Origin of the sequence: Aquimarina algiphila, from assembly GCF_007489275.1 — a bacterium.
Taxonomy (GTDB): domain Bacteria; phylum Bacteroidota; class Bacteroidia; order Flavobacteriales; family Flavobacteriaceae; genus Aquimarina; species Aquimarina algiphila.
On the sequence record NZ_VLNR01000070.1, the window covers coordinates 1 to 13,929 of the forward strand.

The 13,929-nt window shown below is 31.6% G+C and carries 12 protein-coding genes; 1 reads left to right on the top strand and 11 read right to left on the bottom strand.

Annotated features, from left to right (window positions below):
- Window positions 1–125: 125 nt before the first annotated feature.
- Both FOF46_RS24780 and FOF46_RS24785 read right to left on the bottom strand, forming a co-directional pair.
- Window positions 126–611 carry a tetratricopeptide repeat protein gene (locus FOF46_RS24780; RefSeq protein WP_143918314.1) on the bottom strand — a complete coding sequence of 162 codons (486 nt, stop codon included), beginning with the start codon at window positions 609–611 and terminating at the stop codon, window positions 126–128.
- 126 nt (window positions 612–737) lie between these two features.
- On the bottom strand, window positions 738–1,886 hold the full coding sequence (locus FOF46_RS24785) for a glycosyltransferase family 4 protein (RefSeq protein ID WP_244299745.1): 1,149 nt from the start codon (window positions 1,884–1,886) through the stop codon (window positions 738–740).
- A 302-nt stretch (window positions 1,887–2,188) separates the two neighbouring features.
- Here FOF46_RS24785 and FOF46_RS24790 point away from each other — a divergent pair, with 302 nt between their 5' ends.
- The gene (locus FOF46_RS24790) at window positions 2,189–4,165 is read left to right on the top strand and encodes a right-handed parallel beta-helix repeat-containing protein (protein WP_143918315.1); all 1,977 of its coding nucleotides are present in this window, start codon (window positions 2,189–2,191) and stop codon (window positions 4,163–4,165) included.
- 78 nt (window positions 4,166–4,243) lie between these two features.
- On the opposite strand, the gene FOF46_RS24795 is transcribed toward FOF46_RS24790, so the two are convergent.
- Genes FOF46_RS24795 through FOF46_RS24835 form a run of 9 tightly spaced genes read right to left on the bottom strand, consistent with a single transcriptional unit; the run spans window position 4,244 to window position 13,929 of the window.
- Window positions 4,244–5,182, bottom strand: coding sequence for an SGNH/GDSL hydrolase family protein (locus tag FOF46_RS24795; RefSeq protein ID WP_143918316.1), 939 nt, complete (start codon window positions 5,180–5,182; stop codon window positions 4,244–4,246).
- Between the two features lie 3 nt (window positions 5,183–5,185).
- Complete coding sequence (locus FOF46_RS24800) at window positions 5,186–6,598, bottom strand: MBOAT family O-acyltransferase (RefSeq protein WP_143918317.1); 1,413 nt, start codon at window positions 6,596–6,598, stop codon at window positions 5,186–5,188.
- A gap of 28 nt (window positions 6,599–6,626) precedes the next feature.
- The gene (locus FOF46_RS33040) at window positions 6,627–7,763 is read right to left on the bottom strand and encodes a glycosyltransferase family 1 protein (protein WP_271728628.1); all 1,137 of its coding nucleotides are present in this window, start codon (window positions 7,761–7,763) and stop codon (window positions 6,627–6,629) included.
- Window positions 7,764–7,816: 53 nt separating this feature from the next.
- A complete protein-coding gene (locus FOF46_RS24810) occupies window positions 7,817–9,211 on the bottom strand; it encodes a phenylacetate--CoA ligase family protein (RefSeq protein ID WP_244299743.1) in 1,395 nt (464 codons plus the stop codon).
- 2 nt (window positions 9,212–9,213) lie between these two features.
- Window positions 9,214–10,350, bottom strand: coding sequence for a glycosyltransferase family 1 protein (locus FOF46_RS24815; RefSeq protein ID WP_167571940.1), 1,137 nt, complete (start codon window positions 10,348–10,350; stop codon window positions 9,214–9,216).
- A complete protein-coding gene (locus tag FOF46_RS24820; protein WP_143918318.1) occupies window positions 10,350–11,240 on the bottom strand; it encodes a glycosyltransferase family 2 protein in 891 nt (296 codons plus the stop codon). Before FOF46_RS24820 ends, FOF46_RS24815 begins: the two co-directional genes overlap by 1 nt.
- 22 nt (window positions 11,241–11,262) lie before the next feature.
- A complete protein-coding gene (locus tag FOF46_RS24825) occupies window positions 11,263–12,357 on the bottom strand; it encodes an EpsG family protein (RefSeq protein ID WP_143918319.1) in 1,095 nt (364 codons plus the stop codon).
- 32 nt (window positions 12,358–12,389) lie between these two features.
- On the bottom strand, window positions 12,390–12,950 hold the full coding sequence (locus FOF46_RS24830) for a serine O-acetyltransferase (RefSeq protein ID WP_143918320.1): 561 nt from the start codon (window positions 12,948–12,950) through the stop codon (window positions 12,390–12,392).
- A 46-nt stretch (window positions 12,951–12,996) separates the two neighbouring features.
- Window positions 12,997–13,929, bottom strand: coding sequence for a hypothetical protein (locus tag FOF46_RS24835; protein WP_143918321.1), 933 nt, complete (start codon window positions 13,927–13,929; stop codon window positions 12,997–12,999).

The window sequence follows — 13,929 nt, forward strand, 5'->3', positions numbered from 1 at the left end:
TCCTTTTAAAACCTTGAGTATTTTATCGTAATTTGCTTGAAAGTTGTGCATATGAATTATAGTGTCGTAACTACAATTTACTGCCTTTTAGCAGTTTGCGCAACTTTTTCTAAATGCACAACGGGTTATAGTAGTGCTTTTTCATAATCTGAAATCGCTGAATATAAATATCCTAAATTAATAAAAGATTTAGCTATATCAATATGGTCTTTTTTAAATATGGCTTTCCTGAAAGACAGAGATTTTTCATAATAAATTAAAGCTTTTTCATAATTGCGAGTTTTTTCATAATAAAAGCCAATATTATCATATGCATTAGCTTCTTCTTTATTATTTGAAAGATAACTAGTACAAATTTCAAGTGCTTTTTTTGAATTTTGCATTAATTTTTCCAATTTCCTAGCCCCTCTAAGGCTTTGTGAAATTTTGTTATAACAACTAGCAATTTTTTCCCAAGTTTCATTTTTATTATAAATGGATAGTGCTTTTTCAAAATATACAACAGAGCTATCTCTTTTTTCTTCTATCAATAATGAATCTGCTTTTCTATAGTATTGAGATGCTAAAAGGGTATCTTTTTCTATTTGAGCATTAGTTATTGAAGATAACATTATAAAAAAAGTGATACATATAAAATGCTTAAAGAAGGTTGGGTTTATTTTTTTTCATAAGTAATATGATTCTATAAGTTAATCCTAAGAAAGTAAAAATGTTGCCACAAATAATATTTTACTTTCCTACAACTGGCGGTACTCTTCCAAAATAGCATTCCATACTACTTTTCGCTCATAGCGACTGGTAATGGATGTTCTCGCATTAGCAGCCAAAGTAGTTCTTAAGGTGTCATCATTTACTAACATCTTCATGTTCTCATACAACTGCTCTGCATCTTTTACAGGAATTATTTTACCATTATTGTTACTATCGGTAATAATTTCATTACATCCATTAATATTGGTTACAATACTTGCCAATCCCATAGAAGCAGCTTGCATCACCACATTAGGAAACCCTTCTCGATAACTAGGAAAAGCCAATATATCAGAAATGGCAAAATAAGGTCGTACATCATCCTGCCAACCCACCATAATAATATTAGGATTGGTATTGATTTCTTCTTCAGTTTCTGGAGATAATGGATCCAGATCTTTTTCATAGGTACCTACCAATAGTAGTTTGGCAGTAGTAGACTCTGTATTCAGTTTCTTAAAAGCATCTATAAGTTCATGTATTCCTTTATCTCTTACCAATCTACCCACATATACAATCACAGTATCTGATGAATTAATCCCTAGACTTTGCGATAGTTTTAAATTATCTTCATCAGAATATAAACCCGGATCAAAAAAAGAAGTATCAATCCCATTAGAACTTCCGTTAGCTATTACTTTTAGCTTTTTTGGTGAAGTAAATTTATGTTTGATGATAATATCATTAAGCCCAGTAGAATTAGGATAAATTTTGGTAGCGCAAGCATAGGTTAGTTTTTCTACTGTATTTAAGAGCGTTCTTTTAGCACCCGTAGCTTCTAACAGTGGTAATCCTGCTATCGTATGTAAGCGATGAGGTACGCCAGCCAATTTTGCAGCCAACATTGATAATGTTCCTGCCTTAGGGGTATGGCTATGAACAATGTCTGGTTTTTCTTTTTTAAACAATCTATACAAGGCAAAAACCGCCTTTAAATCCTGAACCGGAGTAATCTTGCGAGTCATTTCAATCGGAATAACCCGAACTCCTTCTTGTTTTGATACCTTTTCTAATGTATCACCTCCTTTACCCGACACTCCTATAACATCATAATGTTGAGACATAAATTGTAATTGTCCCTGTAATAATTTCCCCAGTGATATCGGTACTGTAGTAACCCTAATTATTTTTTGTATGTTCCCCAAAACTCAACAATATAATTATCAAATATTTTCAGAGGCAAATATAAGTATATGCCCTTGTTTGAAAACTTAATCCTCGGTTTTCTTTTATTTTTCATAAATTACTCAAAAAAACAAGTAAAAATCATTACCCTTGTACGGCATTTCATCAATCTTTGTAAGGGTTCTATGACAAAATCGACATATTTGTTATTTTTACACAAACTTTAACATTTTTAAATAAAATATGTACAATTAATTGGGCGTTACCCCGTTCATAGAGAAATAATTAAACCAAAAAAATTAATTCCCCCCGAATGAAAAATTTAATTTATTACCTACTGATTTTGACGATCACTATTGTTACGTCCTGTAGCAAAGAAAGTGTTGATGAACTTACTCCCCCAGATACTACTGGAGAAGAACCTATTGTAGCTGTACCAGATACGCCACCCAATGTAATCACAACACCTTGTGATTTTGATTTATCTAGCGTAGCAGCAAATTCTACCATTGTTCTAAATTGTGTTTTAGACCTTAAAGGAGAAACTATTAATTTACCAGAAAATGTAAACTTCGAATTTGAAGGAGGAGACATTATCGGAAAAGGTAAATTAGTCTTTCAAGGTGGTACTATCGATGGAAGATTATTGAGTTCTAAATTAGAGCTTGAAGGAGATGTACAATTAAAAGATCCTACATTTCAATTTTTTGCTTCTCGATGGGAAGGCATTGTAGAAGGAACGACTACTTCTGATATTGCTCAAGAAAATAATTTTGAGTTAGAACGATTAATGGAATACACAAAAAGCTATGGAGCCAAGACGTTTCAAATTGGTAAATTTGATGCTTTTTTCCAGATACACTATCCAACACGTGAGTTTAGTATAGTTCATCACCCCGCTATAGAAGCAGTTAATGTACCTTCTAACTTCACTCTTTTGATGTCTGAAGATACCAACCTACGTGTTTTTCCGGGTGTAGCAGAAAATGAAAGAGGAGCACTGTTAGCTGTTCGTGATGCAGAAAATGTAATTATAAAAGGAGGTAATGTATATGGAGACAGAGATCAACGAGCCTACCCCCCTGGAGATTTAGCAGGCCAGTATGGTTCACATACGTTGTTAATCCGTTCCGGAAGAAATGTTACCGTAGATGGTGTTCGATTTGTTGATGGATCCAGTGGTTCGCTTAATATTAACTCTATTGGTTTTTCTTTTAATCCAGATACCTATAATCCTACAACTAACGTAACAGTGAAGAACTGTATCTTCGAAAATAGTAGAAGAATGAGTATCGCATTGACAGAAGGAAGAGATATTAAAATATTGAACAATACGTTTACCAATACTGGTAATGCCTCTACAAATTCTGATGGAGGTGAAGTTGGATATGCTATTAATATTGAAGCCACAAGAAGAAGAGATCCTGATACAGGAGAGCTTAGAGAATTCGAAAGAGTTTTTGATGTCCTTATCAAAGGAAATACAGAAACTGGCAGTAGAGGTGGATGTGTTTCTATTACTATTGGTCAGACCGTTACTGTAGAAGAAAATAATTTTGAAACACAATTGGTGTTTACACATACCAATGGAACCAGAATCATCAATAATACGTTTAAAGCATTATCTCCAGAAGCAAAAGATCGTTTTGCCATATTTGCAGCAGACGGTGGCGAAACTGCTTTCAACAATATAATTTCTGGTAATACTATATCTGGATATGATCTGGCTATTGCTACCAACGCTGATGACACTGATATCCTTAATAATACGATAACAGATTGTGCTATAGGATTACAATTTGGTAAGTCTAAAAATTCAGAATTTAATGACAATACCATTACTACATCGGGTAATGCTATAAGTGCTACGAATTCTTTTGTGGAAAATGTTTCTCTAAAGCGTAATACTGTTAATGGAGGTCGTTTTCATGTATATTTTGCACAGCTTAATGATAAACCAGAGCATAGCGCTTTTCGTGTAACTTTAGAAGAAAATACCTTTATTACAGCTAAAGCTGTAAACTTTACAAAAACAAATGGTATTATCTTTAGAAATAATACTGTTGATGGTGGTTTACAAATTGGAGATGCTTCTAATATAGAGGTTTCTGGAAATACTAAAATTAAGCCTACAGATAGTGACGGAATTCGATTATTTGGAGATAATTCAGCAGTAACTCTAGCTAATAATACCATCTTTGAGCCCACTGGTGCTTCTAGATTAGTATGTATTAATAATAATTCTACTAATCCAAGTGCAGTAACCGATACAGGTAACACATGTAACTAATTAGTTTTAAAATATGATATAAGAACCCCCTGAGTCAAACTACTCAGGGGTTTTTATTTTATAGTCAATATATCATTATTATTTAAGCGCTTTAATCTGATCTGCTAAGTTTTTGGTGAATAGCTTCGCTCCATCATCATTTAAATGTGATGAATCATGAAATAACATCGGTTTACCAGTGAATTGTTGATCATTAAAAAAATCTAAAAAAGGAATATTTTCTTTTTCAGCTATAGCTTTAATTCTAATAAAAGATGCATTCGTTGTATGATCTACGATAAGATAAGTTGGAGAAGTTGCAAAAACTAAGTCTATATTATTATCCTTAGCTGTTGCAATAAAGGTATGAAGGGCAGTAACAAAATTTTGATCTATATCCTCTACTCCTTTTTCTATTTTGGATTGAGTTTCTTCTTTTATACTTTTAGAAGGCTTAACTTTTCCAAATAAAGGTCGATATCCTTTATAATCTAACTGAGGAGATGCGTAATAACGAATAACATGCATAATTGTAGAGTTAGCCTGATATCCATTAAAAAACAATTTAAAATCCACCAACTTAGACTGCAATCCTAATATAGGTTCTAAATCATCTCTATACTCTGAATAATATGGATGTAAATCACTAAGCCTATCGTATGCTTCTTTTGAATGATATAAAAAGTCTTCATCAATATTCAAGATGATCAGCTCTGGTTTGATTCGCTTAACAATCATTTTTTGAAGCGCCACATGATATAGTAATTGCTGTCCTTCTGCTCCGGCATTATAACAAGATGTTTGCAATTCTTTTTCTATAACTTCAGGAACATAATGTCGATGCGCATGAGAACTCCCGAATATCAATACTTTTGCATCTGTTTCTTGTATGGCATATGTAGATCTGGCATATTTTCCCGTTTCCTGACTAAAAAAAAGTTGCTTAGAGATTATTCCTAAAGCAAAATCTGCAATAAGAAAAATCACAAGAAATTTTCCAAGTTTGATTAATGATGTCTTATATTCTTTTTTAATCATCTTTTAAAACTGAAAATAAATAAATTGACTTTTACCAAAAACTCCAAAATACATAATCATATAAATCAAAACCGCATACCCTGTTAATCTTACAAATTCATACTTATGATTAGAAATCGAAAACAGGGTATTGAAATATTCTTTTTTCAATTCTACCAAGACCAAAATAGCAATTGCCAATGTTGCATATAATGAAGCCGTTATATCATCTCCACTACCAATATACAATCTACCCGGCACAGTGCAGATTCTCTTTATAATATAAAAAGCATCTTCAATACTATTTGCTCTAAAGAATACCCATGCAAAATTGATTAAAGCAAACGTCAATACTACATTAAACACTCCTTTTCTTCTTTTTTTGAATAGAAGAACCTCTACAATTAAATACAGTCCGTTTAAAGCTCCCCAAACCACAAAAGTCCAATTTGCACCATGCCACAGTCCGCTAATTAAGAACGTAATAAAAAGATTAAACAACCACCTTGGTTTTGCAACTCGATTTCCTCCTAACGGTATGTACAGGTAATCTCTAAACCATGTGGATAATGAAATATGCCATCTGGTCCAAAATTCGCTTACCGAAGCCGAAAAATACGGTCTCCTAAAGTTGGTCATCAAATCAAAACCAAAAAGCTTAGAAGTACCAATAGCAATTAACGAATATCCAGCAAAATCTCCATAAATCTGAAAAGCAAACAGTACTGTTGCGGCTATAAAACTTAAACCATCATGATTTTCTGTATTATTATACACCGCATTTACATAAATGGCTGCCCTGTCTGCAACTACTAACTTTAGGAAGAACCCCCAAATCATTAACTTTATTCCATAAGAAAAAGTTTTATATGTAAATGTTCTCTTCTTTAAAAACTGTGGCACCAGATTGGTGGCTCTTTCTATAGGTCCTGCCACTAACTGTGGAAAAAAAGATACAAATGCTGCGAAAGCAATAAAATCTTTAGTGGGTTGTAACTTTTCTTTATAAATATCTATTGAGTATGACAACGTCTGAAAGGTATAAAACGAAATACCAACAGGTAGAATAATTTGTAAAGTCCATGTACTCTGAAGTTCATACCCCATAGCAGCAAAAAGATCAATCCAGGAATCTATAAAAAAGTTATAGTATTTAAAAAACCCTAACATTCCCAAATTAAAGATAATACTTACCCAGAGCCATCTTTTTTTTATCGATTTTTCTTCGGATTCGTATATTCTAAATCCTGCTGTATAATCGATAATTGTACTTAATGCTATCAAAGACAAAAAACGCCAGTCCCACCAACCATAAAATACATAACTGGCTACAAGTAATAGAATATTTTGTAATCTTAGATTTTTATATACAACAAACCAATAGCCAATAAAAACTAAAGAAAGGAATATGAAAAAATCTACAGAATTAAAAAGCATATACTTGTTCTTGGTTTTAGTATAAGAATTAACTGTTTATTTGTTGAAGATAAAACTCTTCAATTCGTTTTGTGTTAGATATGATATCATAACCTCCATTAACGATTTGAGATGTATTATCTATCCTGTCATAGGATATCATTTTGACAATTTTATTTGCCCAAAAATCAGGAGTTTCTGTAATCGACAAAAATTCTATATCATTGGTCAAACTCACTTCATTTGTAATCGTATCAGAAGCAAAAATTTTAAGTCCGGCCGCCTGTGCTTCTATAAGAGTTACCGGTAACCCTTCATAAAACGAAGGAAACACAAAAGAATCAAACGCTTGCAATAGTTCTGGAATATCTGATCGTACGCCTAAAACCATAACATTATCCTCTACTCCTAGACGTTTTGCTTCAGCTATAATTTTATCTCTCAAAGGGCCTTCTCCCACAAGCATCAACTTTGCATTAGAGTGTTTTTCTATAATACTGGCAAATACCTGTATTAAGAATACATGATTTTTTTGAGTATCTAATCTTCCAACATGACCAATAACAAATTGATCTTCAACCTCCATTTTTTTTCTGTATTCTTTTCTTATTATTGGATCAAAAACAAATTTCTCGGTATCGATAGCATTATTCATCGTCAAAAATTCAGTGTTTTTACCAAAAAGCCATTGACCTGCTTTATCTCCACACGAAAAATAATGAGTAGCATCCTTACGATTTTTATTCTTCAATCGGAATTTTATAAGCTTTTTAACCGTATCTATAATATTTTCTTTACTAGGAATCAGGTCAGAAAATTTAATTTTTTCAATTGCTATATGCGCATGAACAATCCTAATAGGAATATTAAATTCTTTGGCAATTTTTATAGGAAAACAACTAAATGTATTTAAATGAGAGTGAATAATAGTGTATTCTGTATGGGTTTTAAAAAATGCTCGTAATTCTTCATAGTATTTACCAGGAAATATTGGATTTATTGATGATAGCCTATAAATTCTTCCTCCAAGGCTTTCAATTTCATCATCAAAATCACACTTCTCTTTTCTATGTACCAGAAAATCAAACTGAATTTTTTCTCTATCTATCTTCCTATAATAGTTCATAATCATAGATTCTGAACCTCCCCTATCCATCATCGTAAAAACCTGTAAAACTTTGATCATTTTATAAAATAATTATTTGTTATACAACACCCCTAATTCTTAATACTCTCAAATCAGACATTAATTTCTTCTTTGATGTTATTTTTTATTAATCTATACTTTCCACTTTTTTCTACCGGTATTTCTGCAACATGTTTTACTTCAATTGTAATACTAGATCCAACACGATCTCGTAAGTTTTTTAAAAATACCTTTTCATACTCGGGTGAGTATATTTGATCATCTTTTTCTATTAAAACCAAAAGACTATCAATTACGTCTTGCTGAATTTGAAATTTAACAATCCCCTTAACTCCTTTTAAACAGTTAGATATATTCCCAAGGTTTATTTTACCAATTTCTTCAGAATAAATATAATCTGAGATACGTCCCAAAACTTCTTTAACCAATGGATTATTATTTCCACAGTCACAAGTATCATTATCATCTGCTAATTCAATTTGATCTCCTATATCATATCGTATTAACGGAGTACCATGCGTAGTAAAAGAAGTGACTACAAGTCTTCCTTTTTTACTGGGTTCATTATTTTCATTCAAAACTTCAAAAACTCCACTTTTTAAATCCATGTGTAGCTTTTTATTCTTGCATTCAAAGATAAATGGTGCTCCTTCAGAAGATGCATATTGATTGTATAGATTTGTCTTAAAATATCCTTCAAGAACATCTCTAATATCATCTGTGATGGTTTCTGCTGTTGGGAATATTGCTTTTATAATATTTGCAGGAAAATCTATATCATGAGCCATTCCATATTTTGCGATCTCATACATCGTAGAAGGAAAACCAACCATATATTCTGGTTGATATGTGATCAAATTTTCAATATAATATTTTAAGTATTTTCCGTGAATATGAAAAGTAGAATAATACCTTACTTTATGAATATGATCTGTTTTCCAAAATCTATTTTTTTTCAGATCCGTCTTACCTAAAAGATTTTTACCACTAAACCATGCGGTTTTCTTCCCTAACTTATATCCAAATTCATTTCTAAAATTATCAAGTAATGCAAATCGTTCCTGTACATCATCAGGGCTATACAATACTTCTAGAGATTTCCCAGTTGTACCTCCTGTTTTAGAAAGTATACCTTCGCTTTTTTTAACTGTATAAATACCTGAAAGATTGTTTCTTAAGGTTTCTTTATCAATGATTGGCAGTTGTTTTATATTAGCCAGATCTTCTGGAGATTCTATTTTAGAGAAAATATTTCTATAATACTCAGAATGATTTTTTGCATGATTAATAAGTTCTTTATACTTCTGTATTTGCAGTTCTTTCAGTTCATCCAATGACAAACTTCTTTTTTGTAAATAATCTTCTAGAAAATATTTATATTTTCCTGAATATCTTTTTTTATATGCTAAAAGATTATAAATAGAAACAATCCAATTTTGTACAAAATGCGGAGATTTTTCATAAATCTTGTCCTGCATATTTCCCATAACTATTTATTATTTAGATAAAAGCTTTGTATTTTTTCTGTATTAGATACAATATCATAACCTGCTTCTGAAATTTTATCACTGTTATCCTGTTTTTTGTATGATAAAGCATTAAATATCTTGTTTACCCAAAAACTAGTTGGTTTTTGAATTGAAACAAACTCAATATCATCGGTTAGTTTTACTTCTTGAGTAATTGTATCTGATGCAAGAATTTTAAGTCCTGCAGCCTGTGCTTCTATTAAAGTAACAGGAAGTCCTTCATAAAATGATGGAAAAACAAAAACATCCATCATCTGAAGTAATTCTGGTATATCTGATCTAACCCCTAACATCTTAACTCGATCCTGAATTCCTAAATCATCAATTTCTTGCTCTATCGCTTGTTGTAACTCTCCATTACCCACAAGTACTAAAACACAATCTGGCCTTTCTTCTATAATGTTCGCAAATATTCTAAGTAGATACGAATGATTTTTTGCGTTATTAAGACGTCCTACATGTCCGATTATTACTTTATCTTCTAGATTTAACTCCTTTCTATACTTTTTATCTGTTTCGGGATTATGGATAAACTTTTTGGTATCAATAGCATTATTCATGGTGTAAAAATCATTGTTTTCACCAAAAAGCCATTGCCCAGCTTTATCTCCACATGAAAAACGATGTGTAGCATAGGTGCTTACTTTTTTCTTTAATCTAAATTTTATAAGTTTTTTTACCGTCTCTGTTAGGTTTTCTTTATTTGGAATAAAATTTCTAAGTTTTATATTCTCAAATGCTGTATGCGCATGTGCAATTCTACAAGGGATTTTAAATTCTCTCGCTATTTTTAAAGGAAAAGAGCTGAATGTATTAAGATGAGAATGTACTATGGCATATTCTGTATGTTCTTTAAAAAAGGTCCTTAACCTATTATAATACTCTCCAGGAAAAAAAGGGTTAATAGGATCAATTCTATAAATCTTACCTCCTAAACTTTCTATTTCATCATCAAAAGCTGCTTTCTCTTTTCTATGTACTAAAAAATCAAACTGAATTTTATCTCTATCAATATTACGATAATAATTCATGATCATAGATTCTGCTCCTCCACGATTCATAATGGTAAAAACTTGTAAAACCTTGATAATAGCCATTAAAAATCATTTTTAGTTTTGAATCTAATATATAAGTGTAGCAATACTCCTAGCGGAATTGCGAAGAAGGTGATTAGTTTTTTTGGCGATTCTTTTAAAAATGCACCATTCTTAATAAACAATGAACTTGACACATAATGAATTGCATTTTTAAATTTATCTTTAAAACCTGTTGCCAATTGCATCCTGCTTTTCCTTGAAAATGCAAAGCCTCTGGGATGTCTCCTATATTGTTTTAACATATTCATACTAGAGCCATCTTCCATATATTCTACTACACAAAAAACTTCATTAATTGGTAAAAGCTTATAATCTTGGTCGATCAATTGATATAAATAGCCCAGTGGTACAAAACGTTCTCCTTCAAAAATTGGGTATGGAGGATATTTCTTAACTACTTCGGTGCGATACACTAATTTTTTATCTCCTAATACTTTATGAGTATTATATAACTCATACATTGTAGTTTCCTTAATCCCCTCTGGAATTTTAGTTCCAATAATAGCTCCGCTTTCATCTGCATCCAATCCTACTAACCCTGCGTATTCTGATTTATCCTTAATGGATTCCCAAGCATCTAGTATTTTTTGAATTGCCTCTTCTCCCATAAAATCATCACTATCAATACACACATTAAGTGTTGTCTCGATAAGTCGATAGGCCGCATTATGTCCTCCATGCATTCCCAAATTTTTCTGATAATGATATTGTATATCTATCTTGTCTTCCTTAATCCAGGATGCTACTAATTCTTTTGTATTATCTGAAGAACCATCATCGATGATAAGCCACTTAAAATCCTGGCTTGACTGTTTCACCAAACTCTCATAACACTTATGCAAGCAATAAGCACGGTTATATGTCGGAGTAAATACTGTTATTGTTTTCATATTATTTCTGTTGGTTAGTTTGTTATCCAGAATATACATAATACATAGCGTAGGTGAACATAAAATAAACAAGTGTTATTTTACCTATCATAAAATGGTGATCCTTAAAAAATCGTTGTTTAAGAAATGGATAAATGGTTACTAATCCCATCATAAACCATGATAAGTAAGCAAATCTATTAGAGTAGTTTGCTTTTATCACTAAAATCCAAAACCCATTACAAATCAAATACGTATTTAAAAGTCTAAAATAAAAGGGGTCTTTAAAATCTTTTTTATAAATAGCATACCATCCGGCAAAAACAGCAAATGAACTATGAAACAAGAAATCCCAACGAAAACCAGTACTTGCAAAAGTACCTTCTTCTGCTTGCGCAGTTAAATAATCAGAAAGTCTATCGTCAAATCCCAAGCTACTAAAAATGGATACCCAAAAACCACCCATAGCTAATGAAAGAGGAATGCAAGCTAACCATCCTTTTAAAAACACTTTAGGATCATTATAAAACCTCGTTATGGTAAAAGCCATTATGGGTAGTGACATGGTTTTATGAAAAGAAACCGATAACAAAAAGCACAATATCATAGCTATTGTGTTTTTTCTAAAACTTACCCCTAATAAAAACAAAGATGTAGCAGCGCCATTTCTAATACCATTCACTCCATACGTATAAAAAGAGAAAGACACTGCAAACATTAAAAAAGCATAATACCAATACTCTTTAAAAAGTTCCTTAGAGATTCTATATAAGGGTAGTACATATATTGCCGCTGTAACAGTAAAAAACGTTCGAGAAGAAGCTACATAGGATAAACTTTTCATATATAAATGAAAAAGCACATCGGTATCTGATGTTACTTCTCCTCCTAACCTATAGTAATTGAAATACCTGGTATACGTTCTCATATCTCCAAAAAACTTACCACTTAATGGTCTCTGTCCCATATATAATATGATGTATGTCATTAATATAAAACCAGCTATATTAGTGAACGCAATATTTTTATGATCATCTATTTTTAATACGCGAGTATGCAAAAGGGTAAACAAAACCAGAAACAGGAATAAATTTATATATACCGGAAAATATTGCTCTACGGGAATAAAATCAAACATACTCTCCTATTTAATCGTTTGTTTCATAACGCTTACTTTTTATTAAGTATTCTAGCGGGATTACCAACCGCCGTACAATTATCTGGAATACTCTTGGTAACCACACTACCTGCTCCGATAATGCAATTATCCCCAATAGTAATATCTCCTATTACAATAGCTCCAGTATAAATAGATACATTATTACCTATCGTAGGTCTTTTTCCTTTTTCTTCTCCAATGGTTACCAAATGATTTACATAGAAGTTATCCCCTATAGCATCAGCGTTTAAGATTGTACAATACGGATGCCCGGTTATAACTCCTCCACCCAGTTTGGTAGTAATATCAATAATAAAATTTTTCTGTTTTCTGCAATATAGATTAAGAATATGGGATACCAGGCTTCTTGTTCTAAAATAAAATATAGTTCTAAAATCTGGTGAATTTGCCAAAAAATCAAGAAGTAGCGCATTTTTACCCATATTCATCCCTTTTACAGATGCCCATCGTTCTATATCCATATCAATTTTATTTCTATTCCTACTCAATTTGTATACAAATATGTGTGGAATAAGAAATATTTTGTAAATGGCTACAAGTATTGATTTCATATACTATTTATCTTATTTTTATGTGTTTCTCTGTTTGTTACAATTCTCATTTCAATTTACTTACACTTCTTATTATCGAATCGCAAAGTATACCAGTAAACTCTAACCCACCATGCTTATCCAGGTGATGACCGTCATATGTTTTAAAATTTGTATGTGTACTTGATACATTAAAGTTAAAATAATCGATTTGATTAGATGTTGCTACAGTATTCATATCCTTATCAAAATTTTGATAGAATGAATTCTCGACAGCAACAAAATCAAGGTCAATAGGCATTCTCACCATGTAAACACTTCCATGCTTCTTCAGCTTTTTAATTAAATCGTCAAGGCTATTTAACCTCAATGAAGATACCTTATAATTCCTTATCATTTTATCAAACAATCTACCTTGTCTCTTTTTCCATTCATCAAAAACTTTTGGATTTGTTGGTAAATTATTTTCTTCAAGCCATCCATCTTTATGCATGGTCGATGTCTTTCTAAAAAGTGCTTTAAAATGAAAATAAGTTAAGTTTTTAAAAAGGTATTCATAATTAGGGTTTACATTGACAAAGCTCATATTATGAGGAGGCCTACCAGCTTCTCTAAATTCACCTTTACTATGATCATTATTCTTATCAGATCCAAACATCCACGGGGTAACAGAAATTATAAAAACTCCATTCTTCGAAGTTTCATCTAATTTCTTCTCAATGCTTTTATTATATAAAGGGCCAATAGGAGTTTCTGCAATAGTTAAGCTATAATTAAAAATTGGTAACTCATATTCTAATTCTTTTAGCCGTTCATTTATTACTCTGGGTTGTATACCTTGCATACTTCTAGAATCTCCTATCACCATTGATACAGCTTTAGGTGTCGTGAATTTTTGATAAAAATAATCAACATTCCCTCCATATTGCACTAACACAAAAGTGGTTATTGCCAAACAGCAAATAAAAAAAAGACACAACTTTAAAAGTAATTGTTTCAT